Annotated in this window: 25 protein-coding genes; 21 read left to right on the forward strand and 4 right to left on the reverse strand. The window is 60.9% G+C overall.

Annotated features, from left to right (window positions below; translation table 11 throughout):
- From V3W40_RS09425 to V3W40_RS09435, 3 genes are all read left to right on the forward strand, one after another.
- The coding region (locus V3W40_RS09425; RefSeq protein ID WP_330214936.1) for an ATP-binding cassette domain-containing protein at window positions 1-997 on the forward strand (997 nt) is incomplete at its 5' end.
- A 19-nt stretch (window positions 998-1016) separates the two neighbouring features.
- Window positions 1017-1982 (forward strand): L-arabinose ABC transporter permease AraH, encoded by a 966-nt coding sequence (gene araH / locus V3W40_RS09430; protein WP_065924819.1) that lies wholly within the window; start codon window positions 1017-1019, stop codon window positions 1980-1982.
- A gap of 87 nt (window positions 1983-2069) precedes the next feature.
- Entirely contained in the window at window positions 2070-2873 is an 804-nt protein-coding gene (locus tag V3W40_RS09435) for an IclR family transcriptional regulator (RefSeq protein ID WP_027603627.1), read from the forward strand.
- Between the two features lie 183 nt (window positions 2874-3056).
- Here the strand turns inward: V3W40_RS09435 and V3W40_RS09440 are convergent, their stop codons facing one another.
- A complete protein-coding gene (locus V3W40_RS09440; RefSeq protein ID WP_065924818.1) occupies window positions 3057-4109 on the reverse strand; it encodes an NAD(P)-dependent alcohol dehydrogenase in 1053 nt (350 codons plus the stop codon).
- 222 nt (window positions 4110-4331) lie between these two features.
- Here V3W40_RS09440 and V3W40_RS09445 point away from each other — a divergent pair, with 222 nt between their 5' ends.
- Window positions 4332-5225, forward strand: a complete 894-nt coding sequence (locus V3W40_RS09445; protein WP_027603629.1) for an AraC family transcriptional regulator — start codon at window positions 4332-4334, stop codon at window positions 5223-5225.
- Window positions 5226-5305: 80 nt separating this feature from the next.
- Here the strand turns inward: V3W40_RS09445 and V3W40_RS09450 are convergent, their stop codons facing one another.
- Window positions 5306-6970, reverse strand: coding sequence for an electron transfer flavoprotein-ubiquinone oxidoreductase (locus V3W40_RS09450; RefSeq protein WP_027603630.1), 1665 nt, complete (start codon window positions 6968-6970; stop codon window positions 5306-5308).
- A 533-nt stretch (window positions 6971-7503) separates the two neighbouring features.
- Between V3W40_RS09450 and V3W40_RS09455 the strand changes: the two genes are divergently transcribed.
- From V3W40_RS09455 to V3W40_RS09520, 14 genes are all read left to right on the forward strand, one after another.
- Window positions 7504-8253 carry an electron transfer flavoprotein subunit beta/FixA family protein gene (locus V3W40_RS09455; protein ID WP_024076934.1) on the forward strand — a complete coding sequence of 250 codons (750 nt, stop codon included), beginning with the start codon at window positions 7504-7506 and terminating at the stop codon, window positions 8251-8253.
- Between the two features lie 2 nt (window positions 8254-8255).
- On the forward strand, window positions 8256-9185 hold the full coding sequence (locus V3W40_RS09460; protein ID WP_098478899.1) for an electron transfer flavoprotein subunit alpha/FixB family protein: 930 nt from the start codon (window positions 8256-8258) through the stop codon (window positions 9183-9185).
- Window positions 9186-9269: 84 nt separating this feature from the next.
- Entirely contained in the window at window positions 9270-10085 is an 816-nt protein-coding gene (locus V3W40_RS09465; protein WP_323146250.1) for a substrate-binding periplasmic protein, read from the forward strand.
- A gap of 9 nt (window positions 10086-10094) precedes the next feature.
- Complete coding sequence (locus V3W40_RS09470) at window positions 10095-10457, forward strand: DUF4398 domain-containing protein (RefSeq protein ID WP_027603634.1); 363 nt, start codon at window positions 10095-10097, stop codon at window positions 10455-10457.
- Window positions 10454-11269 carry an OmpA family protein gene (locus V3W40_RS09475; RefSeq protein WP_065946914.1) on the forward strand — a complete coding sequence of 272 codons (816 nt, stop codon included), beginning with the start codon at window positions 10454-10456 and terminating at the stop codon, window positions 11267-11269. Before V3W40_RS09470 ends, V3W40_RS09475 begins: the two co-directional genes overlap by 4 nt.
- Window positions 11270-11539: 270 nt before the next feature.
- On the forward strand, window positions 11540-12979 hold the full coding sequence (locus V3W40_RS09480) for an aminotransferase-like domain-containing protein (protein ID WP_017527404.1): 1440 nt from the start codon (window positions 11540-11542) through the stop codon (window positions 12977-12979).
- 104 nt (window positions 12980-13083) lie between these two features.
- Window positions 13084-13575 (forward strand): translation initiation factor 2, encoded by a 492-nt coding sequence (locus V3W40_RS09485; protein WP_065946913.1) that lies wholly within the window; start codon window positions 13084-13086, stop codon window positions 13573-13575.
- Window positions 13576-13737: 162 nt separating this feature from the next.
- Entirely contained in the window at window positions 13738-13992 is a 255-nt protein-coding gene (locus tag V3W40_RS09490) for a YkgJ family cysteine cluster protein (RefSeq protein WP_065940713.1), read from the forward strand.
- Between the two features lie 41 nt (window positions 13993-14033).
- A complete protein-coding gene (locus V3W40_RS09495; protein WP_027603637.1) occupies window positions 14034-14639 on the forward strand; it encodes an START domain-containing protein in 606 nt (201 codons plus the stop codon).
- A 103-nt stretch (window positions 14640-14742) separates the two neighbouring features.
- Complete coding sequence (locus tag V3W40_RS09500) at window positions 14743-14979, forward strand: hypothetical protein (RefSeq protein ID WP_027603638.1); 237 nt, start codon at window positions 14743-14745, stop codon at window positions 14977-14979.
- A 213-nt stretch (window positions 14980-15192) separates the two neighbouring features.
- Window positions 15193-15534 (forward strand): ribonuclease E inhibitor RraB, encoded by a 342-nt coding sequence (locus V3W40_RS09505; RefSeq protein WP_015885395.1) that lies wholly within the window; start codon window positions 15193-15195, stop codon window positions 15532-15534.
- Window positions 15535-15989: 455 nt separating this feature from the next.
- Complete coding sequence (locus V3W40_RS09510) at window positions 15990-17399, forward strand: circularly permuted type 2 ATP-grasp protein (protein WP_053139427.1); 1410 nt, start codon at window positions 15990-15992, stop codon at window positions 17397-17399.
- Between the two features lie 4 nt (window positions 17400-17403).
- Entirely contained in the window at window positions 17404-18354 is a 951-nt protein-coding gene (locus tag V3W40_RS09515) for an alpha-E domain-containing protein (RefSeq protein ID WP_027603640.1), read from the forward strand.
- Window positions 18351-19154 carry a transglutaminase family protein gene (locus V3W40_RS09520; RefSeq protein ID WP_027603641.1) on the forward strand — a complete coding sequence of 268 codons (804 nt, stop codon included), beginning with the start codon at window positions 18351-18353 and terminating at the stop codon, window positions 19152-19154. The genes V3W40_RS09515 and V3W40_RS09520 overlap by 4 nt, the downstream gene beginning before the upstream one ends.
- A 28-nt stretch (window positions 19155-19182) precedes the next feature.
- Here the strand turns inward: V3W40_RS09520 and V3W40_RS09525 are convergent, their stop codons facing one another.
- Complete coding sequence (locus V3W40_RS09525) at window positions 19183-19989, reverse strand: c-type cytochrome (protein WP_065924812.1); 807 nt, start codon at window positions 19987-19989, stop codon at window positions 19183-19185.
- A 639-nt stretch (window positions 19990-20628) separates the two neighbouring features.
- Between V3W40_RS09525 and V3W40_RS09530 the strand changes: the two genes are divergently transcribed.
- The 3 genes from V3W40_RS09530 to V3W40_RS09540 all read left to right on the forward strand — a co-directional run bounded on the left by V3W40_RS09530 (window position 20629) and on the right by V3W40_RS09540 (window position 24814).
- Window positions 20629-21834 carry an acetyl-CoA C-acetyltransferase gene (locus tag V3W40_RS09530; RefSeq protein ID WP_330214937.1) on the forward strand — a complete coding sequence of 402 codons (1206 nt, stop codon included), beginning with the start codon at window positions 20629-20631 and terminating at the stop codon, window positions 21832-21834.
- A gap of 15 nt (window positions 21835-21849) precedes the next feature.
- On the forward strand, window positions 21850-23994 hold the full coding sequence (locus V3W40_RS09535; RefSeq protein WP_330214938.1) for a 3-hydroxyacyl-CoA dehydrogenase NAD-binding domain-containing protein: 2145 nt from the start codon (window positions 21850-21852) through the stop codon (window positions 23992-23994).
- 94 nt (window positions 23995-24088) lie between these two features.
- Complete coding sequence (locus tag V3W40_RS09540; RefSeq protein WP_027603645.1) at window positions 24089-24814, forward strand: amidotransferase; 726 nt, start codon at window positions 24089-24091, stop codon at window positions 24812-24814.
- Here V3W40_RS09540 and V3W40_RS09545 read toward each other — a convergent pair.
- Window positions 24811-25782, reverse strand: coding sequence for a magnesium and cobalt transport protein CorA (locus V3W40_RS09545; protein WP_027603646.1), 972 nt, complete (start codon window positions 25780-25782; stop codon window positions 24811-24813). The genes V3W40_RS09540 and V3W40_RS09545 overlap by 4 nt on opposite strands.
- Window positions 25783-25914: the final 132 nt, after the last annotated feature.

A 25914-nucleotide genomic window follows, 5' to 3' on the forward strand; every position in this document is an offset into this window, starting at 1 on the left:
CACCAGCAGCCTGTCGGCGCGGGAGATCGACCGGCTGATGGCGATCATCACGCGCCTGCGGGACGAGGGCAAAGTGGTGCTCTACGTGTCGCACCGCATGGAAGAAGTGTTCCGCATCTGCAACGCGGTGACGGTGTTCAAGGACGGCCGCTACGTGCGCACTTTCGATGACATGAGCGCGCTGACCCACGACCAGTTGGTGACCTGCATGGTCGGTCGCGACATCCAGGACATCTACGACTACCGCTCGCGCGAGCACGGCGAGGTGGCGCTCAAGGTCGACGGCTTGTTGGGCCCGGGGTTGCGTGAGCCGATCAGTTTTGAGGTGCGCAAAGGCGAAATCCTTGGCTTGTTCGGCTTGGTCGGGGCAGGGCGCACGGAGTTGTTCCGTTTGCTCAGCGGTTTGGAGCGCGCCAGTGCCGGCAGCCTGGAGCTCTGCGGTGAAGCACTGACACTGCGCTCACCGCGTGATGCCATCGCCGCCGGTGTACTGCTGTGCCCCGAGGACCGCAAGAAGGAGGGCATCCTCCCGCTCGCAAGCGTCGCCGAGAACATCAACATCAGTGCCCGTGGCGCCCATGCGTCGTTTGGCTGGCTGTTGCGCGACGGTTGGGAAAAGGGCAACGCCGACCAGCAGATCAAGGCGATGAAAGTCAAAACGCCTAACGCTGAACAGAAAATCATGTACCTGTCCGGCGGCAACCAGCAGAAAGCCATTCTCGGCCGCTGGCTGTCGATGCCGATGAAGGTGCTGCTGCTCGACGAACCGACTCGCGGCATCGACATCGGCGCCAAGTCGGAGATCTACCAGATCATTCATAACCTGGCGGCCCAGGGCATTGCGGTGATCGTGGTGTCCAGCGACCTCATGGAAGTGATGGGCATCTCCGATCGCATCCTGGTGATGAGCGAAGGCGCGCTGACCGGCGAACTGAGCCGCGATCAAGCGGATGAAGCACGCCTGCTGCAACTGGCACTCCCGCGTTCGCGGGCTTGAAGAATAAGAGGGTGTAGGCATGTCTCAGGTAAAAACTGCAAAGGGCTTCTGGCCGGGTTTCAACCAGCGCAAGTTTCTCGATGACTGGGTGATGCTGCTGGCGGCATTGGGCATCTTTGTGCTCAGCGCGCTGTTTATCGACAACTTCCTCTCGCCGCTGAACATGCGTGGCCTGGGCCTGGCGATTTCCACCGTGGGCATCGCCGCCTGCACCATGCTGTTCTGCCTGGCGTCGGGGCACTTCGACCTGTCGGTGGGCTCGGTGATTGCCTGCGCCGGTGTGGTGGCGGGGATCGTGATTCGCGACACCGACAGCGTGGCGCTCGGTGTATCCGCTGCATTAGCCATGGGTTTGGTGGTAGGGCTGATCAACGGCATTGTCATCGCCAAGCTGCGTATCAATGCGTTGATCGCGACGTTGGCGACCATGCAGATCGTGCGCGGCCTGGCCTACATCTTCTCCAACGGCAAGGCGGTGGGGGTGATGAACGAGGATTTCTTTGTGTTCGGCAACGGCCAACTGTTGGGCGTGCCGGTGCCGATCATCATCACCGTGCTGTGCTTTGTGTTTTTTGGCTGGCTGTTGAACTACACCACCTATGGGCGCAACACCATGGCGATCGGGGGGAACCAGGAAGCCGCGTTGCTCGCGGGGGTGAACGTTGATCGCACCAAGATCATCATCTTTGCCGTGCACGGCCTGATCGGCGCGCTGGCCGGGGTGATCCTCGCCTCGCGCATGACCTCGGGCCAGCCGATGATCGGCCAGGGGTTCGAGCTGACGGTGATTTCCGCCTGCGTGCTGGGTGGGGTGTCGTTGAGCGGCGGCATCGGCATGATCCGCCATGTGATTGCCGGGGTGCTGATCCTGGCGATCATCGAGAACGCGATGAACCTGAAGAATATCGACACCTTCTACCAGTACGTGATTCGTGGCTCGATCCTGTTGCTGGCGGTCATCATCGACCGCATGAAGCAGCGCTAGATCGAACACCTCCCACCTTTGGATCGCCACTGTATTGAGGGGCGGTATTTGCCATAATGCCCCCGCTTTCATACCTATAGGCCCGATATGCAGGAAAACGCCCACACCCCCGTCAAAGACGCAGCCCCCACCGGCACCCAGACCCTGCTGCGTGGCCTGGGCGTCGTGCAGGCGGTGGCGGCCGGTGCGCGGGATCTGAAAGAGATCGCCAGGCGCATCGGCACCACCCGCAGCACCACCCACCGCCTGGCCAGTTGCCTGGTGGAAGAGCGTTACCTGCGCGTGGTGCCGCAAGTCGGCTACCTGTTGGGGCCGAAGTTGATCGAGCTGGGATTTCAGGCCCGCGAAGAGCTGCCGCTGGTGACCCTGGCGGTGCCGTACCTGGATGAGCTGTCGGCATTGACCGGCGACACCATCCACCTGGCCATTCGCGAATACGACGACGTGCTCTACCTGCACAAGAACCCTGGCCGCAACGGTCCGGAAATGCGCTCGCGGGTCGGCCATCGCATGCCGTTGGCGCGCACGGGCGTGGGCAAGGCGATGCTGCTGGATGACTCGGTGCAAGAGTGGCAGCGTTTGTACGAGACCAGCCTGCCGGCGGGTGGGAAAAACCTGCAATGGCCGCAGCATCCAGAACAATCCTGGGCGCAGTTCGAGCAGCGCATGCGTGAGTATGTGGTGGGCGGGTATGCGTTCGACCTGGAAGACAACGAACCGTCGATCCGGTGCGTGGCGGCACCGGTGCGCGATGCCAGCCGGCGAATCGTCGCCGGCATCAGCATCGCCAGTACCGTGCCCTACATGCCGCTGGAGAAAATGGCCGAGCTGATCCCTGTGATCAAACAGGTCGCAGCGCGGCTGTCAGCGGAGTTGGGTGCGAAGGCCTGACCAGCCCCGTAGCGTGAAGGCCCTCCCACCCATAGTATGAAGGCCCCCCCGTAGCAGCTGCCGAGCGCAAGCGAGGCTGCGTCAGCGGTGTATCTGACACACCGCAACGCAGCCTCGCTTGCGCTCGGCAGCTGCTACGGGTTTACGCGGTGTTGGTATCTACTGGGAGTGGGGTGAGGGCACTCAGGCCTTCAAGGTCGCCATGTCGATGACAAAGCGGTACTTCACATCACCGGCGATCATGCGGGTGTAGGCCTCGTTGATCTGGCGGATGTCGAGCATTTCGATGTCGCAGGTGATGCCATGCTCGGCGCAGAAATCCAGGACTTCCTGGGTTTCGGCAATGCCACCGATCAGCGAACCTGCCAGCACTTTACGTCCCAATACCAGTTTGGCGGCGTTGACCGGTGGGTCCACGGGCTCGATCAGGCCAACCAGGATGTGCACGCCATCAAAGCGCAGCACGTCGAGGTAGGGGTTCAGGTCGTGCTGCACCGGGATGGTGTCGAGCAGGAAGTCGAAGCTGCCGGCGGCGGCTTGCATCTGTTCGGCATCGGTGGACACGATCACATGGTCGGCACCCTGGCGGCGGCCTTCTTCAGCCTTGCTAGCCGAGCGGGTGAACAGTGTCACTTCCGCGCCCATGGCCTTGGCGAACTTGATGCCCATGTGGCCCAGGCCACCCATGCCGAGAATCCCGACCTTGTCGCCAGCCTTGACGCCGTAGTGCTTGAGCGGCGAATAGGTGGTGATGCCTGCGCACAGGATCGGCGCGGCGCTGGCCAGGTCGAGCTTGGCCGGGATCTTCACCACGAAGTGCTCGCTGACCACGATGCTGTCGGAGTAACCGCCCATGGTGTTGCTGCCATCGACGCGGTCCGGGGTGGCGTAGGTCATGGTCGGGCCTTCGAGGCAATATTGCTCGAGGTCCGATTTGCACGCTTCGCAGTGGCGGCACGAATCGACCATGCAGCCGACGCCGACGAGGTCGCCGACTTTATGCGCGGTCACGCGGGCGCCGACGGCGGTGACCTTGCCGACGATCTCGTGGCCCGGCATCAGCGGGTACACGGCGATGCCCCATTCGTTGCGCGCCTGGTGGATGTCGGAGTGGCACACGCCGCAGTAGAGAATCTCGATGGCCACGTCATCGGCGCGCGGGCTGCGGCGTTCAAACGACATGGGGGCGAGGGGAGTGGTGGCCGACTGGGCGGCGTAACCGATGGCGGTATACATGGCGAAAACCTCGCAAAAGCAGGGACAGATGAGGCGGGCCATTTTCCGCGTCACCCCCTGATGCGGCCATGGCGATTGCTCCGAGTCTCATGCCTAAAGCTCCGGAGGAGCCGCTAAAAGCAGCAAGCTACAAGTCGCAAGCTATAAACTGCGTGCTCTCTTGCAGCTTGAGGCTTGAAGCTTGCTGATGCTCAGATCTGAAAACTCCCGAGAACTGCTTTTATGCTATTGACCCGCCATGTTGATGCCAACGCCACGCTGGTTGCCCTGATCGAGGGGCTGACGTCCCGCGACGGTTTCTCCCCGACCCATCTGCCGGGTGTGCAAGTACTGCGCGCCAGTTGCGACGTAGCGCGCGGCCCGCAGATCTACGAGCCGAGCCTGATGTTCGTGGCCCAAGGCAGCAAGGTCGCCTACCTGGGCCCGCGTACGCTGGAGTATGGCGCCGGGCACTACTTGATCCAGGCGATGCCGGTGCCGTTCGAGTGCGAGACGTTCGCCATGGCGCCCGGTGCGCCGCTGCTGGGGGTGACCGTGGGCATCGACCGCGTGGTGCTGGGTGAGTTGGTGATGGCCATGGGCATGCAGGCCGGTCCGCCGCCGACCGCGCAAACCCTGGAGTCGATGAGTTCGGTGGTCCTGGATGACGCCATGCGCGGCTGCGTCGAGCGGCTGCTGCAGTGCCTGCACGATCCACTGGAAAGCCGGATCATGGGCCCGGCGCGGGTGCGGGAATTATTGTTCACCGCCTTGCGTGGCCCCCAGGCCGATGTGCTGCGCGCCTTGGTGGAACAGCAAGGGCAGTTTTCGCGGATCGCCACGTCGTTGAATCACCTGCATGCCCATTACGCCGAGCCGCTGAATATCGAGACGTTGGCGGGGTACGCGCATATGAGTGCGTCGACGTTTCACGAGCATTTCAAACGCTGCACGCTGTTGTCGCCGGTGCAGTACTTGAAGCGTTTGCGCTTGCTCAAGGCTCAGCAGTTGCTGCTGGTGGAGGGCATGGGCGTGGCGCAGGCGGCGCACAGCGTGGGGTACCAGAGTACGTCGCAGTTCAGTCGCGAGTACAAGCGCTACTTCGAGCGTAACCCTGGCGAAGAGCGGGCTGCCTAGTCATTTCAGGCAAGCCCCCTCCCACAGTTGACCGAGTTTGACTGCATAAAAAAGGCTCCCATTCGGGAGCCTCGCTTGGCTTACATATTCGGGTAAGTCGGCCCACCCGCACCTTCCGGTGTGACCCACGTGATGTTCTGCGAAGGGTCCTTGATGTCACAGGTCTTGCAGTGCACGCAGTTCTGGGCGTTGATCTGGAAGCGCTTCTCGCCGTCTTCCTGGGTGATCACTTCATACACGCCGGCCGGGCAGTAACGCTGCGCCGGTTCATCGTAGAGCGGCAGGTTGGTGCCGATCGGGATGCTTGGGTCTTTCAACTTCAAGTGGCACGGCTGCTCTTCTTCGTGGTTGGTACCGGAGATGAACACCGAGCTCAACTTGTCGAAGCTCAACTTGCCGTCGGGTTTCGGGTAGTCGATCTTCTTGCTGTCCTTGGCCAGCTTCAGGCAGGCGTAGTCCGGCTTGGTATCGTGCAGGGTGAACGGCATCTTGCCGCCGAGGATGTTCTGGTCGAACCAGTTGAAGCCGGCGCCGATGATCGGGCCGAACTTGTGCATCGCCGGGCCGAAGTTGCGGCTGGCGAACAGTTCTTCGTAGAGCCAGCTTGCCTTGAAGCTGTCGACATAGTTGGTCAGCTCATCGCCGCCTTCGGATTCGGCCAGCAGGCGTTCGGCCACGGCATCGGCAGCGAGCATGCCGGACTTCATCGCGGTGTGGCTGCCTTTGATCTTGGCCACGTTCATGGTGCCCAGGTCGCAGCCGATGAGCGCGCCGCCCTTGAACACCATCTTCGGCAACGAGTTGATACCGCCCTTGGCCAGGGCGCGTGCGCCGTAGCTGATGCGCTTGCCGCCTTCCAGGTACTGGGCCAGCACCGGGTGGTGCTTGAGGCGCTGGAACTCGTCGAACGGCGACAGGAAGGTGTTGCTGTAGGACAGGTCGACGATCAGGCCGACGACCACCTGGTTGTTTTCCAGGTGATAGAGGAACGAGCCACCGGTGTTCTCGTTGCTCATGATGTCCAGCGGCCAACCGGCGGTGTGCACCACCAGGCCTGGCTGATGCTTGGCCGGGTCGATTTCCCAGATTTCCTTGAGGCCGATGCCGTAGTGCTGGGCGTCGGCGTCGCTGTCCAGGTTGAAGCGCTGGATCAACTGCTTGCCGATATGCCCACGGCAGCCTTCGGCGAACAACGTGTACTTGCCACGCAGTTCCATGCCCGGGGTGTAGACGCCTTCTTTTGGCTGGCCTTCACGGTCGACGCCGAGGTCGCCGGTGATGATCCCGCGCACCACGCCGTTTTCATCGAACAGCGCTTCCTGGGCGGCGAAGCCTGGGTAGACTTCCACACCCAGGTTCTCGGCCTGCTGGGCCAGCCAGCGGCACAGGTTGCCCAGGGAGATGATGTAGTTGCCTTCGTTGTGCATGGTCTTGGGCACAAAGAAGTCTGGCACCTTGGTGGAGGTGTCGGCGCTGCGCAGCACATAGATGTCATCGCGCACCACGGGGGTGTTGAGCGGGGCGCCGAGTTCCTTCCAGTCCGGGAACAGTTCGTTCAGGGCACGGGGCTCGAACACGGCACCGGAGAGGATGTGTGCGCCCACTTCGGAGCCTTTCTCGACCACGCAGACGCTGATTTCCTTACCGGCTTCGGCGGCCTTCTGCTTCAGTCGGCAGGCGGCAGACAGGCCCGCCGGGCCAGCGCCGACGATGACCACGTCGAATTCCATGTATTCGCGTTCCACAGGCTATCTCCTACTCAAGGCTCAACAGGCTTTTTTTCTAATGGGTGGAGGTTCGGTGTCGTGTCCGTCATCGCCGTGCGCAACGGCAGGGGATGACCCACCTGTCTCTCTAGGTGGCGCATTATATATAGACCACTGTCAGCGTCCAATACAAACGTTTGTTTGAATTGCCCGCAGGCTAGGTAAATCAAAGCAACGCGGCTTATGACTGGCCATTTTGCCGTATTGACCAGAATAGGCGTTCCGGTCAATATACGGTCGGTTTTGCACAGACCGTAGGCAGACTGTAGGTTTCAAGAGCACGTCCAAAAGCACGGCAACGGCAAAACAGGTGACGCGCGTTTAATTGATGGCGCGCAGTTTACACGCCGCGATAAAGAATGACCTCCCAGTCACCACTGACGAACGGTCATCACTTCCCGTGAGCAAGGTCATTCGCCGCCGTTTTTGGAGGTGCCCTTGTGTGCCGATGAGCATCAACCGCCAGGTTCGCCTAGGCGACTTTCTTTTCACCGGAGAGTAACGAGGAATCCATGAAGGTTCTTGTAGCTGTCAAACGCGTTGTCGATTACAACGTGAAAGTTCGCGTCAAGGCGGACAATTCCGGCGTCGACCTTGCTAACGTCAAGATGTCGATGAACCCTTTCTGTGAAATCGCCGTGGAAGAAGCCGTACGCCTGAAAGAGAAAGGCGTGGCGACTGAAATCGTTGTGGTTTCCATCGGCCCGACCACTGCTCAAGAGCAGTTGCGTACCGCCCTGGCACTGGGTGCCGACCGCGCTATCCTGGTCGAGTCCGCTGAAGAGCTGACCTCCCTGGCTGTGGCCAAGTTGCTCAAGGCCGTTGTCGACAAGGAACAGCCTCAGCTGGTGATCCTCGGCAAACAGGCGATCGACAGCGACAACAACCAGACTGGCCAGATGCTGGCTGCACTGACCGGTTACGGCCAGGGCACCTTCGCTTCCAAAGTGGAAGTGAGCGGCGACAGCGTTGCCGTCACCCGTGAAATCGACGGCGGCGCGCAGACGGTTTCCCTGAAACTGCCGGCCATCGTCACCACCGACCTGCGTTTGAACGAGCCGCGCTACGCGTCCCTGCCAAACATCATGAAAGCCAAGAAGAAGCCTCTCGAAGTGCTGACTCCGGATGCTTTGGGCGTTTCCACCGCCTCCACCAACAAGACCGTCAAAGTTGAAGCGCCGGCTGCACGCAGCGCGGGCATCAAGGTCAAGTCGGTGGCTGAACTGGTCGAGAAACTGAAAAACGAAGCGAAGGTAATCTAATCATGACTATCTTGGTAATCGCAGAACACGACAATAAGGTGCTGGCCCCGGCCACCCTGAACACTGTTGCTGCTGCCGCTAAAATCGGTGGCGACATCCACGTACTGGTCGCCGGTCAAGGCGCTGGCGCCGTGGCTGAGGCTGCAGCCAAAGTGGCTGGCGTAAGCAAAGTACTGCTGGCCGACAACGCCGCTTACGCTCACCAATTGCCGGAAAACGTTGCCCCTCTGGTAGCAGAACTCGGCGCTGGCTACAGCCACATCCTGGCTGCCGCCACTTCCAACGGCAAAAACATCCTGCCGCGCGTTGCCGCACAGCTGGACGTTGACCAGATCTCCGAGATCATCTCGGTAGAAAGCGCCGACACCTTCAAGCGCCCGATCTACGCCGGTAACGCCATTGCCACCGTGCAATCGACCGCTGCCGTCAAAGTCATCACCGTGCGTGCCACCGGTTTCGACCCGGTTGCCGCTGAAGGTGGTTCGGCTGCCGTTGAGGCCGTTGCTGCTGCCCACGATGCTGGCACGTCCAGCTTTGTTGGCGAAGAGCTGGCCAAGTCGGATCGTCCTGAACTGACCGCTGCCAAGATCGTCGTTTCCGGCGGCCGTGGCATGCAGAACGGTGACAACTTCAAGCACCTGTACGCCCTGGCCGACAAGCTCGGCGCTGCGGTCGGCGCCTCCCGCGCGGCCGTCGACGCAGGCTTCGTACCCAACGACATGCAGGTCGGCCAGACCGGCAAGATCGTTGCGCCACAGCTGTACATCGCTGTCGGTATCTCCGGCGCGATCCAGCACTTGGCCGGTATGAAGGACTCCAAAGTGATCGTCGCGATCAACAAGGACGAAGAAGCACCGATCTTCCAGGTGGCCGATTACGGCCTGGTGGCGGACTTGTTCGAAGCCGTACCCGAGTTGGAGAAGCTGGTCTAATCCAGCCGCTTCACTTATAAAGAGCCCGGTCTAGTGACCGGGCTTTTTTTGGCCCGGGCTTTTTTGAACGCCGGAGAAACCGCCATGGAACTGCGCCCCTGGGCCGTACTGCTGGGACTTACGCTGCTGCCGAGCCTGGCCCAGGCAGCCGGCAAATGTGATCGCCTGGTGATCACCGGCAGCCCGGATGCACCGCCGCTGCTGTGGCGCGACCCCCAAGACCCGACGCACCTGATCGGCGCCACCGCCGATGTCTTGCAACAGGTAGCCAAGGAGCTTGGGTTGAAAATCGACCTGCTCTACGGCGGCAAGCGTTCCCTGGCCCTGGACGAAGTGCGCAGCGGGCGCATGGACATCCTCGCCGATGCACCGCTGAACCTTGGCGAGCTGGAAACCCTCGACTACATCCACCCCGCGCTGGTACAGCTCGATTATCTGGTCTGGACCCGCAAGGATTCGGCGCTGGCCTACTCCACGGCGGCGGACCTGCATGGCCACAAGGGTGCAGTGTCGGAACGTGCGCGCTTGAGCCGCGACTTTGAAACCTTCGCCGGCCAGCAACTGATCCTGCAACGCCTGCCCACGTTGACCCCGGCCTTCCAGAAACTGCTGCTGGGGGAAGTGGACTACGTGCTGGCCGGGCGTTACTCCGGCATGGCCATGGCCCAGACGTTAGGGATGAGCAATGACCTGGTGGCCCGCGACGTGCCCGTCGATCAGCCCGGCCTGTACCTGGCGATTTCCCACAACTCGGCCTGCAATGATCCGTGGCTGCGCGGACAGCTGGCCAAAAAGATGACAGAATTGCCCGGGTCTGGTGTGACGGAAGCCGCGCTGCAGCGCAATCTGGAGCGTTGGAAAGCGCAATTGCAACAACCCGTCGGCACCCCAACAAAGTAGGGATTTTCAGTGACTCTTCGACCTTTTTTCGCGGCCCTCGCCGTTGTCGCTCTGGCGGGATGTGCAGCCGATCCTGCGCCGAATGAACAAATTCGCCTCACCCAGCAAGCCCTGGAACAAGCCAACGCCGTGGGCGCCAGCGCCGATGAATCACCCGAACTGAAACTGGCCGAAGACAAATTCGCCCAGGCCAAGGCCGACATGGCCGAGCAATCCTACAAGGACGCGCGCATGCAGGCCGAACAGGCCGAGCTGGATGCGCGCCTGGCCGAAGCCCAGGTGCTGACCCGCAAGAGCCAGGAACAACTGAACGTGCTCAATACCCGCATCACGCGCCTGCGCAAGCAATTGCAGCTGGGAGAAGCCCAATGAACCCGATGATCCGTGGTCTGGGCTGTGCCGTGCTGCTGGGCAGTGCGGCACTGGGCGGTTGTGCCAGCCACCCCAGTGGCGAACAGGCCTTGCAACAGGCGGGCAGCGACTTCCAGAAGGTCAAGGAAGACGCCAACGTGCTGCGTATCGCACCCAAGGACGTGATCCGCGCCGGTGAATCCCTGGCGCGGGCCGACCGCTTGTCCAGCTACTGGGGCAGCGGTGCCGACGTGGTGCATTACGCCTACCTGAGCCAGCGCTACAGTGCCATCGCCCGCGAACACACCGAGCAGACACTTAACGAAGAGCGTGCCGCCAAGCTCGAACTGGAACGCCAGCGCCTGCAATTGGCCCTGCGTGAAAGCAAGCTGATCAGCGTGCAGCAGCAGGGTAAATGGCTCGAAGAACAGATCGCCAGCCTGACCACCACTCAGACCGATCGTGGCCTGGTGATGACCCTGGGCGACGTGCTGTTCGATACCGGTGAAGCGGAGTTGAAAAACTCGGCCAACCGCACCGTATTGAAAATCGTGCAGTTCCTGCAACTGAACCCCAAGCGTGTGGTGCGCATCGAGGGGTACGCTGACAATACGGGTGGTCAGCAGGAAAACGTCAAACTGTCCCGTGATCGCGCGCAATCGGTGGCCGATGTGCTGGTGGACCTGGGAATCGACGAGAAACGCATCCAGGTTGAGGGCTACGGCGACCAGTACCCGGTGGAAGCCAACGCCTCCGAGCGTGGCCGCGCGCAGAATCGTCGCGTAGAAATAGTGTTCTCCGACGAGAAAGGCCAACTGGGCGCCGCTCGCTGAAGCCTTGCGCAAATCAAAAGTGTGGGAGGGGGCACACCCCGATAGCGGTGGATCAGTCACTATTTTCGGCGCCTGACACTCCGTCATCGGGAGCAAGCCCCCTCCCACATTGTTCTGTATACATCTGAATATTCTCTCCACTCACCTTACAGTTTTTGCTGTCACTCCCGCCCGCGCTCGACTATTGTGGCAACTGTCCCCGTACACTTCTAAACTGTGCTGGTATGTTTCACACAAAAATAAAATACCCGTGAAATCGAGTGCTGCGTCATGACCAATCTGTTGCTTTACCAACGTATCGCCCAGCAACTGGCTGAGGACATCCGTCGCGGTGTCTATCAACCTGGCGAGCGCGTGCCCTCGGTACGCAAGATGAGCTCCCAGCTCAATGTCAGCCACGCCACGGTATTGCAGGCCTACGCCAACCTGGAAGACCAGGGGCTGATCCGGGCACGGCCGCAGTCCGGTTACTACGTGCACCAGACGCCGGCACTCACGGCGCCCACGCCGGACATCGCGCGGGTCGAGCGCCCGGGGTTGGTCACCCGCAGCAGCATTATCCAGCAGGTATTGGGCGAGTCGCGCCGCGAAGGTGTATTCCCGCTGGGCGCCGCCGTGCCGAGCGTCGACTATCTGCCGGTACGGGCGCTGCACCAGCAATTGGCCAAGGTCACGCGCTTCCAGAGCCCACGCGCCTTCAGCTACATGTTCAGCCCCGGTTTCGAGCCGCTGCGTCGCCAGGTGGCGATTCGCATGCGTGACGCCGGCGTGGTGGTGGACCCCTCCGAAGTGGTGATCACCCACGGCTGTGTTGACGCCTTGCAGATGTCCCTGCGGGTGCTGACACGTCCCGGCGACTTGATCGCGGCTGAATCGCCCACCTATTACGGCTTGCTGCAACTGGCCGACCTGTTGGGCCTCAAGGTCATCGAGATCCCCAGCGACCCGTCCACCGGCATGAGCCTGGAAGCCCTGCAACTGGCCGCCAACCAATGGTCGATCAAGGCCCTGGTGCTGACCACGCGCCTGAGCAACCCCCTGGGCGGCACCATGCCCGAGGAACGGCAGAAACAGTTGCTGCGCCTGGCCTCGGATTTCGATATCCAGATTGTCGAAGACGATATCTACGGCGAACTGATGTTCGAACTCGGCCGTACCAAGGCCCTCAAGGCCTATGACCGCCTGGACCGGGTCATCTATTGCTCGAGCTTTTCCAAGACCTTGTCGCCGGGTGTGCGCATCGGCTGGATGATCGCCGGCAAGTACCAGCAGGAAATCCAGCGCCTGCAAATGTTCAGCACCCACTCGGCCTGCAGCGTCACCCAGATGGGCGTGGCAGCGTATCTGGAGAACGGCGGCTACGACCGGCACCTGCGTTACATCCGCCAGGAATACCGCAAGAATCTCAGCGCCTTCCAACTGGCGGTGCAGCAGTATTTCCCGGAAGGTACCCAGATGACCCGTCCGACGGGCGGCTTTATCTTGTGGGTCAGTTTGCCTGGGCGGGTCAATACCCAGGAACTGCACGTGCGCGCCCTGCAACAGGGCATCAGCATTGCGCCGGGCTTGATCTTCAGCAATACCGAGCAGTTCAACCACTGCATTCGCCTTAACTGCGGCACACCTTGGAACCGCGAAGCAGAGCGTGCGCTGATGACCCTGGGGATGCTGGCCAGCCAGCTATGCCAGGAAACCGCAGCCGGCTTTTGAGGCGCCGAAAAGGGGCAGCGCCGATAGCTGGCTGATCACCGCGCTTGTCATGCCGCGCACAACAAGCGAGCATATGGCCCTCTGCCGTTAATGCTGTAGGCAATATGACCTCGATTGTTCGCGCTGCTTTGGTGATTGGCCTGTTAAGCCTGTGTAACGTCGGCACAGCGCTGGCGGCGGCACCCGTGGCTGAAAACAAGCCCGCTGCCAATACCCAGCAGGATGCCCCGGCAAAAAAACCTTCCACCGCCAAGCAAGCCCCCGTCGCGAAGAAGCCAACCGCCACGGCGAAAAAACGTGCGTCGACGGCGAAAAAATCCAAGTCAGCCCAGGAAGTGGCACAGACCAAACTGCCACCGGCACAGTTGGATTTGTCCCTGCCTTCGGACATGGTCAGGCACCTGCAGCCCCTGGGTACCGTGCCCAAGCCCAAGAGCGTGCCGTTGTTGCCGCCGATGTTCGGTGAAAAGCCCACCGACAACAGTGCGTTCCAGATCAACGGCCGTTTGCTCAGCAATGAGATGAAGCTGCAATTGCGCAACGAAGAGCGCCGTGAAGTGGAAGGTGCCGCGTTGGAATTCGAGTTCAAGCAGTAAACTTTTTCCTACAAAGTGACGCAGGCCATCGACCATCTGTCGCAGACTGGTCGGTCACTTTTATTTTGTTCGAAAAACCCCTGTTAACCCATTTTAAAACGGCTGTTTAAGGGCGTACCCTAGCCCGGCCGTCCCTATTGAGTCGTCGAGGACCTGCTGGTCATGAATTGCCGTGAAGGCTGTGGCGCCTGCTGCATCGCCCCCTCCATCAGTTCGCCCTTACCCGGTATGCCCAATGGTAAACCGGCGGGCGAACGCTGCCTGCACCTGTCGGTCGAACAGCTGTGCCAACTGTTCGGCCGACCGGAGCGCCCGGCGGTGTGCAGTGATTTCAAGGCGGATATCGATGTCTGCGGCACCGACCAGGCCGATGCGATCCGGTTGATCGGCTGGTGGGAGCAGATGACGGCGGCTTGAGGGGCTTTACTATCGGAACTTCAACAATAAGGAATACGACAATGGGTTCGCTGAAACGAATGGCTGTGCTGTGCGGTTTTACGCTGGTATTTGCTGCCACTGCCCAGGCTGAGGATTGGCAGGTTGCCAAGGATGAAGACGGTATCAAGGTGTCCCTGAGCGAAGTCGCCGGCTCCAAATACAAGGCGTATCGCGGTGTGACCGTGATCAAGGCGCCTGTCGCCAGGATCCAGGCCCTGCAGGAAGATGTGGCCGGTGCCTGCTCGTGGATTCATGAGTGCAAATCCCAGAAGCTGGTGGACAAGAAAGGCGATGAGGCCTGGACCTACACCCAGTTCAAGGCGCCTTTCCCGGTGACCGATCGTGATTCATACATCCATGTCACCACCACCAAGGACGCCGACGGCAGCGTAACCCGCAAGCTGCAGGGCGTGCCGACCTACAAGCCCGAAGAAAAAGGCTACGTGCGTGTCGCTCAGGTCGAGGGCTTCTGGAAACTGGTCCCTAAAGGCGCCAATGAGACCGAAGTCACCTACCAGGTACACACCGAGCCAGGCGGCAGCGTGCCGTCGTGGCTGGCCAACAAGTTCGTGGTGGAAGCGCCGTTCAACACCCTGAAAGCCTTGAAGGAACACGCTGAAAAATAACTGTGCTTGATCCGGTGCTTCCTGACTTGAGTGGAACGTTTGCCGAGCCCTCAAGGTCCAGATAGAGGTAAGCCCACACATGGGTTTTATCGAGGAGGCACCGATGCAAAAGTGGCAGATTACCTTCGTTGATGATCACGGCGTACAGTCCGTGGAGCAGTTCACCTGCGAGCACAAGCCCAGCCTCGAAGATGCGGCACACATGATCCGCAACAAGCTGGTGCCCGTGGCCGCCGAACTGGACCTCAACGACCTTGAGGGCCGCAAGCCCGAGCCAACGGTCAAGATTCTCAAAGACCAGAACAGTATTCAAATCCTCGACATCTCTCCCGCCGCCTGAACATTTCCTGTATGCCATTCAAGCACCTCTGGTGGAGGTGATAGCTTCGCGCTACTCTGCAAGTGAGATCAGCGAATGAATCGCTAAGGTCTGGTCTTGTCAGCTACATGCTTGTTTTCCCGTGGTGATGTTGTTGCCGTGGTACCCGCGCCGTCAGCGCGCGGGCTTTGGGAAGCACGGAAAGTCTATCCATCGGTTTGAGGAGGACGTTTCATGAGCACAGCCTATCAAGAAGACATCAGCACCAACGTTCTGCGCCGCATGAAAGAAGGCGGCTTCGACTTTTCACGGTTCCACCCCATTGAGTTCTACGCCATTTTCCCGGATGAGGAACGGGCGCGCAGGGCTGCGGGTGAATTTCGTGGCGAGTCCCTGAATGCCCAGGTCAGTGCGCGCGACGATGGCGCCTGGTACCTGGAACTGAGCAAGATCATGTTCGCAACCTACGACGGCATAGGAGACTTCGAGCAAGACTTTGAAGCGGTGGTCGAGCCGCTTGGAGGGATCATCGAAGGATGGGGCGTGAAGCAGGAGGTGCGTGGGTTACCCATGTAGCACGACTGTATGAGCAACGCAGCGTATCGGCTGACCTTAGGGTCGGCCGATTTTGTATAGGTTGCGTGAAGGTTTGCGGAACTACCGTTGCCCTTTCCCGCACAAAAAAAAAGCCACCCGAAAAGGGTGGCTGAAAGGGAAGACCGAAGGAGCCGGTCAGTACACGAGCTTCAAGGTACCGAGTGCGGGATGGGTAAGGCTGTAGGACGTGTCCTGTTCAGCGGATGGGGAGAATTATCCGCAGGCTTGCACGGGCAGTGAAATCAACTCTGACTATGCTGTTGATAGCCAAAGCTTGCATTGCCATGAAGCGTGCAGCAGTGCAGTGGGGATTCTGTGCACCAGGACGGTGCGATCAGGTCTTTGCTTATATTCAACCCACTGATTTTTAAGTGTTTATGCCGCTGGCACGGGCCTTGCGATGGTTCTTGCGTCCGGGTGACAAGGAGTACGGCATGATCCGCACTTATTACGACGAAATGTACGATGGGGCAGGGCAGGTGCGTCCCCATTACCGCGAGTTCGCCCGCTGGTTGGCCGAAACCCCTGCCGAACTGCTGGCCCAGCGTCGGCGCGAAGCCGATTTGCTGTTTCACCGCGCCGGGATCACTTTCACCCTTTATGGGGACGAGCAGGGCACCGAACGCCTGATTCCTTTCGACACCATCCCTCGCAGCATTCCCGCCAGCGAATGGCGGATGGTCGAGCGTGGCTGCATCCAGCGGGTCAAGGCGCTGAACATGTTTCTCGCCGACCTCTATCACGAACAACGCATCATCAAGGCCGGGATCATTCCCGCCGAACAGGTACTGGCCAACGAGCAATACCAGTTGGCAATGCAGGGGCTGAACCTGCACCGCGACCTGTATTCCCACATCTCCGGAGTCGACCTCGTACGCGACGGCGACGGCACCTACTACGTGCTGGAAGACAACCTGCGTACACCCAGCGGCGTGAGCTACATGCTCGAAGACCGCAAGATGATGATGCGCCTGTTCCCCGAGCTGTTCGCGGCCCAGCGCATCGCGCCGATCGATCATTACCCCAACCTGCTGCTCGATACCCTGAAAAGCGCGAGCCCCCTGGATAATCCCAGCGTGGTGGTACTGACCCCGGGGCGCTTCAACAGCGCGTTTTTCGAGCATGCATTTTTAGCCCGGGAAATGGGTGTGGAGTTGGTGGAAGGCGCGGACCTGTTCGTGCGCGATGACCGTGTGTTCATGCGCACCACCGACGGCCCCAAAGCCGTGGACGTGATCTACCGTCGCCTCGACGACGCATTCCTCGACCCGCTGGCCTTCAACCCGGACTCCATGCTCGGTGTGCCCGGCCTGCTGGCGGCGTACCGCTCGGGCAATGTGGTGCTGGCCAATGCCATCGGCACCGGGGTGGCGGATGACAAGTCGGTGTACCCCTTCGTCACCGAGATGATCCGTTTTTACCTGGATGAAGAACCGATCCTGCAGAACGTTCCCACCTTCCAGTGCCGTAAGCCCGACGAATTGTCCCACGTGCTGGCCAACCTGCCGGACCTGGTGGTGAAGGAAACCCAGGGCTCCGGCGGCTACGGCATGCTGGTGGGGCCAGCGTCCACGGCCGCGGAAATCGAAGCCTTCCGCGCGCGTATCAAGGCCAAGCCCCACGCCTATATCGCACAGCCAACCCTGTGTTTATCCACCTGCCCGACCTTTGTCGAAAACGGCATTGCGCCGCGCCATATTGATCTGCGCCCGTTCGTGTTGTCCGGCAAGGAAACCCGTGTGGTACCCGGCGGTTTGACCCGTGTCGCGCTGCGTGAAGGGTCGCTGGTGGTCAATTCGTCCCAGGGCGGCGGCACCAAAGACACCTGGGTGGTCGAGGACTGATGCCATGTTGAGTAGAACTGCCTCGGATTTGTACTGGATGTCGCGCTACCTGGAACGCGCGGAAAACCTCGCGCGCATGCTCGATGTCAGCTATTCGCTGTCGCTCATGCCCCAGGATGGGCGCGGTGATGGCCTGCATGAACTGGCCATGCCGCTGTTGATCACCGGCACGCTGGATGATTACCGCGAGCGCCACGGCGAATTGCACGCCGAACGCCTGTTGCATTTCTTCGCACTGGATGCGGCCAACCCGGCCAGCATCTACAGTTGTCTCGGTGCCGCGCGGGCCAGCGCCCATGCTGTGCGTGGGCGAATCACTGCCGACATGTGGGAAAACATCAACGCAACCTGGCTGGAGATTCGCGAAATCTCACAGCAGGGCCTCAGCCGCTACGGCATGAGCCGGTTCTGCGAGTGGGTCAAGGAGCGTTCCCATCTGTTCCGGGGGGCGACCTACGGCACCATTATGCGCAATGACGCCTTTCGTTTTATTCGGCTGGGTACGTTTATCGAGCGCGCCGACAACACCCTGCGGCTGCTGGATGCGCGCTATGAAATGGCCGGCGACCAGGCCGAAGCCGTTACCGATGGCACCGCCCACGCCTACTATCAATGGAGTGCCTTGCTGCGCGCGTTATCGTCGTTCGAGGCCTACACCGAGATCTACCGCGACGCCCCAGGTGCCCGGCAAGTCGCGGAGCTGTTGCTGTTGCGCGCCGATGTACCGCGCTCCCTGCGGGCCTGCAGCGAAGAGATCGACCAGATCCTCGCCAGCCTGCCCGGCATCAACGGCCGTCCGGCCCAGCGCCTGGCTGCCGAGATGGACGCGCGCCTGCGGTTTACCGCGATCGATGAAATCCTCGAGGAAGGCCTGCACGCCTGGCTGACCGACTTTATCCCCTTGGTCCGCCAGTTGGGCGACGCCATCTACAGTTCCTACCTGGAGGCCGCATGAGACTCTCCATCAGCCACGAAACCACCTACCACTACGAAGACCAGGTACGCGCCAGCATCCAGTACCTGCGCCTCACGCCCCACGACAGCGAGCGCCAGCATGTGCTCAGTTGGCAACTGGACCTGCCTCGCCCGGTGCGCGCGCAGATCGACCCGTTCGGCAACATCCTGCACGTGCTGACCCTGGACGAACCCCACGACGCCATCATCATTGGCGCCCGTGGCCAGGTGGATATCGATGAGCTGCGTGAGGCTGAACACGAGAGCCAGTCAGCCTTTCCGTTCCTGCGCTGCACCCGCCTGACCGAGCCCGACGACGCCCTGCGCGCCTTTGCGCAACAGCATTGCCACCAGCGTCGTGATCGCACGGCCCTGATCGACCTGATGCACGCCCTCAACCAGTCGATGGTCTACACGCCCGGCGCCACCGAAGTCGACACCTGCGCCGCCCAGGCCTTCGCAGGGCGGGCGGGGGTATGCCAGGACCATACCCATGCGTTCCTGGCCTGCGCGCGCAGCCTGGGCATTCCTGCGCGGTATGTGTCTGGGTATTTGTACACGGAAGACAGCACTCACCTGGCCAGCCACGCCTGGGCCGAAGCCTGGCTGGATGACGCCTGGTACAGCTTTGACGTGACCAACCAACTGGCCCGGCCGGAGCGGCATTTGAAACTGGCCGTGGGCCTGGACTACCTCGACGCTTGCCCGGTACGCGGCATGCGCCGTGGCGGAGGGCATGAGCAGATGCATGCCAAGGTGTTCGTGGCGCCGACGCCGGTGGTCCTGGTCCAGCAGCAATAACCCGCTCGCCACCGAGATCAGGCTGGGTTCAGGGGTGTTGTTTACGCCCCGCCATATGCTTCAAGTACCCCACCAGCAATTCCAGCTCGCTGTCAGGCAACACGCTGGCGGCGAACGCTGGCATCTTTGCCTGCGGCCAGTGCCTCAGGCTCTGCGGGTCGCGGATATAGCGCTTGAGGAAGTCGCCGCTGAAATATTCCGTAGGGTTGTAGGGAACATTCAGGTCCGGCCCCACCTGTGCGTCGCCGGCGCCATTGAGGCGGTGGCAGGCCAGGCAGTTCTTCTGGAACAGCGCAAAGCCCTGGTTGACCGGATCATTCGCAGCCAGCGTCGGGTCGGGCAGCAGCGCCGGAAAACGTTCGGCCACCGTCTTCAACTGCTTGATCGCGCAGATCTGGAACGGCCACTGCTCCGGGCTGATATGCCCGGCCTGCGGATCGGTCCACACCAGGTAGAACGGCCCGGCACTCGGCTTGCCGTCTGCCAATGGGGGCCATGGGTGGGCCGGGTCTTCCACGGCCAGCCAGGCGCGGGCACCGTTTTTTTGCAGCAACGGTGCAGCCGTCAGTTCGGCGGCGAAGCCATCCAGGGCAACGGCTTGCAGATGATTATCGGGCTGTAGGCCCGGCAGGAGCACTGCCAGCGGTACTGCGCGATAGGTCATGTTGCGCTTGTAGGAAACGTCATCGACGACCTGCACTGTCTGCGCGTCCGGATGCTTGAGCAGGTCGGCGGTCTGCCAGGTCTTGCGGCTGTGATCCAGCTCGACGGTCAATTGCGCCGCCGAAGCGGGCAGGGCGAGCAACAAGGCAAGGAATGCGAAGATCGGTTTCAAGACGGCGGCCCCGTATTAAGTGGCGATAGGGCCCACGATAGCGGAAAAGTGCAGATAAAAAGGCAGCCCCTGCAACAGGATCGCTATGCACGAAGTCCCGGCAGGTGCTGCCAAAAGCGGTAATCCTGAGGTAAGAACAGGCTCAAGAAGAGGTCACCCAATGACCTTGGTCAAGTTGGGCAAGATCAGAATCAATGTGGTGGCGAACAGAATAAGTCCTGCCTGACGTACTTTCGAATGTTTAAACATGGCTGACTGCCTTTTGTTGTTATTCCTGAGCGTCAAATGCGTGCCGTTGAATATGAGTATCGCAATGTGACGTGTCGCTTTTCTTACAGCTGCTCCAGCAAAACCCGGCAGCAACTTCTTACTGATTGAACCTTAGAGCCCTCGTTCTGCGCGGCTTAGACCCATTTCATATCACCTAATCAGCATTTCAGCTTAAAAAGGCATGAGGCATAACGCCATCTTGGCGCCAATGCCTTGGCTAGACAGCTAAAACGATTAATCCAGCAATTACCTTAGGTGCCTACCGTTCGTCCGAGCGTGGCGGTCAAAAGCAATGAGCGCATCCGTCATTGAAACCGTGTCAATCGGGCCTAAGGTAAGGGCATTACTGCGCAATGGTTCGAGGACGTCATGACCCAAGCTTTGATCTTCGATGCGATACGCACGCCTCGCGGCAAAGGCAAGGCCGACGGCGCCCTGCACAGCGTCAAGCCGGTAAACCTAGTGGCCGGCCTGCTCACCGCGCTGGGGCAACGCAACGACCTCGACACCCAACAGGTGGATGACATCGTGCTCGGCTGCGTCACCCCGGTGGGCGACCAGGGCGCCGACATCGCCAAGACCGCCGCCCTGGTGGCGGACTGGGCCGTCAGCGTCGCCGGTGTACAGATCAACCGCTTCTGCGCCTCGGGCCTGGAGGCGGTTAACCTCGGCGCGATGAAAGTGCGTTCCGGCTTTGAGGACCTGGTGGTGGTCGGCGGTGTGGAGTCCATGTCCCGCGTGCCCATGGGCAGCGATGGCGGGGCCTGGGTGCTCGACCCGCAGACCAACATGCACAGTCACTTCACGCCCCAGGGCATTGGCGCCGACCTGATTGCCACCCTGGAAGGTTTCACCCGCGAGGATGTCGATACCTTTGCCCTACAGTCCCAGCAGAAAGCCGCCAGGGCGCGTGCAGACGGTTCCTTCAACAAGTCGTTGATCGCGGTGCAGGACCAGAACGGCATCGTGCTGCTGGACCATGATGAATTCATTCGCGCCGATTCCACCCTCGAAGGCCTGGGCAAGCTCAAGCCCAGCTTCGAAATGATGGGGCAGATGGGCTTCGACGCCACCGCGTTGCGGGTCTACAGCCATCTGGAACGCATCCACCATGTCCACACACCAGGCAACAGCTCCGGCATTGTCGACGGTGCCGCATTGATGTTGATCGGCTCCGAAGCGAAGGGCCGCGAGCTGGGCCTGCAACCGCGGGCACGCATCGTTGCCACGGCGGTCACCGGTACCGACCCGACCATCATGCTAACCGGGCCGGCGCCGGCCACGCGCAAGGCCCTGGCAAAGGCAGGTTTGCACGTGGAGGACATCGACCTGTTCGAGGTCAACGAGGCCTTTGCCTCGGTGGTGCTCAAGTTCATCAAGGACATGGGCATCGACGCCGCGCGCGTCAACGTCAACGGCGGCTCCATCGCCATGGGCCACCCGCTGGGCGCCACGGGCTGCGCGATCCTCGGCACCCTGCTCGACGAACTGGAGGTGCGCCAGCAGCGCTACGGCCTGGCCACCCTGTGTGTTGGCGGCGGTATGGGCATCGCCACCGTTATCGAACGCCTCTGAGCCAAGGAAGTTGTCATGACCGATGCCATTCGTTACGAAAAAGGCCAGGACCAGATCGTGGTGCTGACCCTCGACATGCCCGGCCAGAGCGCCAACACCATGAACGCCGCGTACCGTGAGGCAATGGCGGCCACCGTCGCACGCCTGCAGGCGGAAAAGGACGACATTGCCGGCGTGGTTATCACCTCGGCGAAGAAGACCTTTTTCGCCGGCGGCGACCTCAATGAACTGATCAAGGTCGACAAGGCCCACGCCCAGGATTTCTACGACAGCGTCCTGGTGTTGAAGGCGCAACTGCGCAGCCTGGAAACCCTCGGCAGGCCGGTGGTGGCCGCCGTCAATGGCGCAGCCCTCGGCGGCGGTTTGGAGATCTGCCTGGCGTGTCACTACCGCGTCGTGCTGGATGACAAGTCGGTGCAACTCGGTTTGCCGGAGGTCACCCTTGGCCTGCTGCCAGGCGGCGGTGGCGTGGTGAGGATGGTGCGCATGCTTGGGCTGGAAAAGGCCTTGCCGTATTTGCTCGAAGGCAAGAAAGTCCGGCCCCAGCAAGCGCTGCAAGCCGGGTTGATCGATGAGCTGGCGGCGGATCGCACTGAGCTGCTGGCCAAATCCCGCGCATGGATTCTTGCCAATCCGCAGGCCAGGCAGTCGTGGGACAACAAGGCCTATCAGATTCCCGGTGGTACGCCGTCTCACCCGAAAGTGGCGCAAATGCTCGCCATCGCACCGTCGATTTTGCGCAGCAAAACCCATGGCTGCTTCCCGGCCCCGGAGAAAATTCTCTGCGCCGCCGTGGAAGGCGCGCAGGTGGATTTCGATACCGCACATGTGATTGAAACCCGCTACTTCACCGAATTGGTCACCGGGCAGGTGGCGAAAAACATGATGGGCACCTTCTGGTTCCAACTCAATGAAATCAACGCCGGCAGCTCGCGGCCTCAGGGCTTTGCACCTTACGTGACGCGTAAGGTCGGGGTGCTCGGCGCCGGGATGATGGGCGCAGGCATCGCCTATGTCAGTGCCTGCGCCGGTATCGATGTGGTGCTCAAGGACATCAACCTGACGGCCGCCGAGAAGGGCAAGGCGCATTCGACGGCGCTGTTGGACAAGAAGGTCAGCCGTGGGCAATTGACCTCTGAGCAGCGCGAAACCACCCTCGCGCGGATTCATCCTACGGCTTCGGATGCTGATCTGGCCGGCTGTGACCTGATCATCGAGGCCGTGTTCGAAGACCGTGAACTCAAGGCCAAGGTCTCGGCTGCCGCACACAATGTGGTCGGCGCCGACGCGGTGATCGCCTCCAACACGTCTACCTTGCCCATCAGCGGCCTGGCCACGGCGGTGCCGGATCAAGGCAAGTTCATCGGCCTGCATTTCTTCAGCCCGGTGGACAAGATGCCCCTGGTGGAAATCATCAAGGGCGCCCGCACTTCGGACGAAACCCTGGCCCGGGGGTTCGATTTCGTCCTGCAAATCAAGAAAACTCCGATCGTGGTCAACGACAGTCGCGGGTTCTTCACCTCGCGGGTGTTCGGCACCTTCACCCATGAAGGCATCGCCATGCTCGGCGAAGGCGTGGCTGCGCCGATGATCGAGACCGAGGCGCGCAAGGCGGGTATGCCGGTGGGGCCGCTGGCGGTGTCCGATGAAGTGTCCCTCAGCCTGATGAGTCATATCCGACAGCAGGCTGCCAAGGATCTGCAGGCGGAAGGTAAAACAGTCCCACGCCATCCGGCGACGGTGGTAATTGATCTGTTGGTGAACGAGTACAAACGCGCGGGCAAGGCGGCGGGAGGCGGTTTCTACGAGTACCCGGCGGGCGGGCAGAAGCATTTGTGGCCTGAATTGAAAGCGCGCTTTGAGCGAGCCGACCAGCGCATTTCAGCACAGGATGTGCGCGACCGTTTGCTGTTTATCCAGGCCATCGAGACCGTGCGCTGCGTAGAGGAGGGCGTGTTGATGTCCACCGCGGATGCCAACGTGGGGTCGATCTTCGGGATCGGTTTTGCCGCCTGGAGTGGTGGCGCGTTGCAGTTTATCAACCAGTACGGCCTCAATGACTTTATCGCCCGTGCCCGCTACCTGGAGGAACAGTATGGGGAGCGGTTCTCGCCGCCGGCGTTGTTGCTCGACAAAGCTGCGCAGAGCACGACCTTCTGACGGTTTTGGGCATGCACAGGGCTTGCCTTGTCAGGGTATTTCAAGGCAGGCTCTGGGGTGTGCATTATTCCCATCACCGTGTCAGGTATTTTTTATGTCGCTACGCGTCTGTATCCTGGAAACCGATATCCTGCGTCCAGGCTTGATCGATCAATACCAAGGCTACGGGCAGATGTTCAAGCGCCTGTTCTCCAAGCAGCCGATTGCCGCCGAATTCGTTGTGTACAACGTGGTGCAGGGCGAATACCCGTCGGACGACGAAGTGTTCGACGCCTACCTGGTGACCGGCAGCAAGGCCGATTCCTTCGGCACCGACCCCTGGATCCAGACCCTCAAGACCTACCTGCTCGAACGCTATGAGCGCGGCGACAAGTTGCTGGGCATCTGCTTCGGCCATCAATTGCTCGCGCTGCTGCTGGGCGGCAAGGCCGAGCGCGCGGGGCAGGGCTGGGGCATGGGCATTCACGATTACAAACTGGATACGAAGGCGCCGTGGATGAGCCCTGAAGTGCCAGAGTTGACGCTATTGATCAGCCACCAGGACCAGGTCACCACCTTGCCGGACAATGCCACGGTCATCGCCTCCAGCGAGTTTTGCCCGTTCGCCGCCTATCACATCGGCGACCAGGTGCTGTGCTTCCAGGGGCACCCGGAATTTATCCATGATTATTCCCGCGAGTTGCTGGAGATTCTTCAGACGACCCTGGGTGAAAAAGTCTACACAAACGGCGTGGCCAGCCTGGCGCGCGACCACCACGGCGTGACCGTGGCGGAATGGATGATGCGCTTCGTGGCGCACAAGCCTGAGGCCCGGGTTTAAAGCCAGCCCGAGCGCTTGAAACTGGCCCACAAGCCCGTGCAACCGAACGCAATAAACCCGAGCACAGCAAAATAGCCGTAGTGCCATTGCAGCTCGGGCATGTTCTGGAAGTTCATCCCATAAATCCCCGCCACCGCGGTGGGGAACGCCAGGATCGCCGCCCACGCGGCAAACTTGCGCTGCACCACGCTCTGACGCGAGGCCTCAAGCAACACACCGATCTCGATGGTCTGGCTGGCGATATCGCGCAGGGTGGTGAGGTCTTCCATCTGCCGCGTGACGTGGATCTGCACGTCACGGAAATACGGGCGCATGTTCTTGTCGATAAACGGGAAGCTCAGCTTCTGCAGTTCCTGGCTGATCTCTACCATCGGCGCCACATAGCGCTTGAGTCGCAGCACGTCGCGGCGCAGGCCATGGATCTTCTGGATATCGCGCTCGCTCAGCGAGCTGCACAGCACGTTGTGCTCCAGTTCATCGATCTCGGCGTGGATCGCCTCGCTGACCGGCTGGTAGTTCTCGGTGACAAAATCCAGCAGGGCGTAGAGTACGAAATCTTCCCCATGCTCCAGCAATAACGGCCGCGCCTCACAGCGTTGCCGAACAAAGCCGTAGGACGCCGAATGGCCGTTACGCGCGGTGATGATGTAGCCGTTGCCGGCGAAGATATGGGTCTCGATAAACTCCAGCTTGCCGTTCTCGCGCACCGGTGAATAGGTGACGATAAACAGTGCGTCGCCGAAGGTTTCCAGCTTGGGGCGGCTGTGTTTTTCCAGGGCATCTTCGATGGCCAGTTCATGCAGGTTGAACTGGCGTTGCAGGTTGGCCAACTCCTGGGCGTTGGGCTCTTCCAGGCCGATCCACACAAAATGCCCGGGTTTGGCGGCCCAGGCCGCGCCTTCGTCGAGGGTGATATCCGTGACTTTCTTTCCGGCGCTGTACACGGCGGCCGCAACAACTCTACCCATGGTGCTGATCACTTCTTATTAGGAGGACAGGTGTTGGGCAGCTTAGCTTGAATGACGTTCCGTTGCGGCGTCTGCAGGTGCTCGCTTTTTGTGACGAGCAAGCTTGTTTGCGTGGGGAGGCCAGGCCCCCCG

This window comes from Pseudomonas sp. AM8 (assembly GCF_036346475.1).
In the GTDB taxonomy this organism is placed as follows: domain Bacteria; phylum Pseudomonadota; class Gammaproteobacteria; order Pseudomonadales; family Pseudomonadaceae; genus Aquipseudomonas; species Aquipseudomonas marginalis.

Excerpts from the sequence above, each read along its gene's own strand:
- V3W40_RS09480 (WP_017527404.1), top strand. The coding sequence starts at position 11,540 with ATGACCAATCTGTTGCTTTACCAACGTATCGCCCAGCAACTGGCTGAG.
- V3W40_RS09500 (WP_027603638.1), top strand. The coding sequence starts at position 14,743 with ATGCAAAAGTGGCAGATTACCTTCGTTGATGATCACGGCGTACAGTCC.
- V3W40_RS09445 (WP_027603629.1), top strand. The coding sequence starts at position 4,332 with ATGCTATTGACCCGCCATGTTGATGCCAACGCCACGCTGGTTGCCCTG.
- V3W40_RS09485 (WP_065946913.1), top strand. The coding sequence starts at position 13,084 with ATGACCTCGATTGTTCGCGCTGCTTTGGTGATTGGCCTGTTAAGCCTG.
- V3W40_RS09455 (WP_024076934.1), top strand. The coding sequence starts at position 7,504 with ATGAAGGTTCTTGTAGCTGTCAAACGCGTTGTCGATTACAACGTGAAA.
- V3W40_RS09505 (WP_015885395.1), top strand. The coding sequence starts at position 15,193 with ATGAGCACAGCCTATCAAGAAGACATCAGCACCAACGTTCTGCGCCGC.
- V3W40_RS09530 (WP_330214937.1), top strand. The coding sequence starts at position 20,629 with ATGACCCAAGCTTTGATCTTCGATGCGATACGCACGCCTCGCGGCAAA.
- araH (WP_065924819.1), top strand. The coding sequence starts at position 1,017 with ATGTCTCAGGTAAAAACTGCAAAGGGCTTCTGGCCGGGTTTCAACCAG.
- V3W40_RS09440 (WP_065924818.1), bottom strand. The coding sequence starts at position 4,109 with ATGTATACCGCCATCGGTTACGCCGCCCAGTCGGCCACCACTCCCCTC.
- V3W40_RS09490 (WP_065940713.1), top strand. The coding sequence starts at position 13,738 with ATGAATTGCCGTGAAGGCTGTGGCGCCTGCTGCATCGCCCCCTCCATC.
- V3W40_RS09465 (WP_323146250.1), top strand. The coding sequence starts at position 9,270 with ATGGAACTGCGCCCCTGGGCCGTACTGCTGGGACTTACGCTGCTGCCG.
- V3W40_RS09540 (WP_027603645.1), top strand. The coding sequence starts at position 24,089 with ATGTCGCTACGCGTCTGTATCCTGGAAACCGATATCCTGCGTCCAGGC.
- V3W40_RS09435 (WP_027603627.1), top strand. The coding sequence starts at position 2,070 with ATGCAGGAAAACGCCCACACCCCCGTCAAAGACGCAGCCCCCACCGGC.
- V3W40_RS09495 (WP_027603637.1), top strand. The coding sequence starts at position 14,034 with ATGGGTTCGCTGAAACGAATGGCTGTGCTGTGCGGTTTTACGCTGGTA.
- V3W40_RS09510 (WP_053139427.1), top strand. The coding sequence starts at position 15,990 with ATGATCCGCACTTATTACGACGAAATGTACGATGGGGCAGGGCAGGTG.
- V3W40_RS09545 (WP_027603646.1), bottom strand. The coding sequence starts at position 25,782 with ATGGGTAGAGTTGTTGCGGCCGCCGTGTACAGCGCCGGAAAGAAAGTC.
- V3W40_RS09515 (WP_027603640.1), top strand. The coding sequence starts at position 17,404 with ATGTTGAGTAGAACTGCCTCGGATTTGTACTGGATGTCGCGCTACCTG.
- V3W40_RS09520 (WP_027603641.1), top strand. The coding sequence starts at position 18,351 with ATGAGACTCTCCATCAGCCACGAAACCACCTACCACTACGAAGACCAG.
- V3W40_RS09460 (WP_098478899.1), top strand. The coding sequence starts at position 8,256 with ATGACTATCTTGGTAATCGCAGAACACGACAATAAGGTGCTGGCCCCG.
- V3W40_RS09475 (WP_065946914.1), top strand. The coding sequence starts at position 10,454 with ATGAACCCGATGATCCGTGGTCTGGGCTGTGCCGTGCTGCTGGGCAGT.
- V3W40_RS09535 (WP_330214938.1), top strand. The coding sequence starts at position 21,850 with ATGACCGATGCCATTCGTTACGAAAAAGGCCAGGACCAGATCGTGGTG.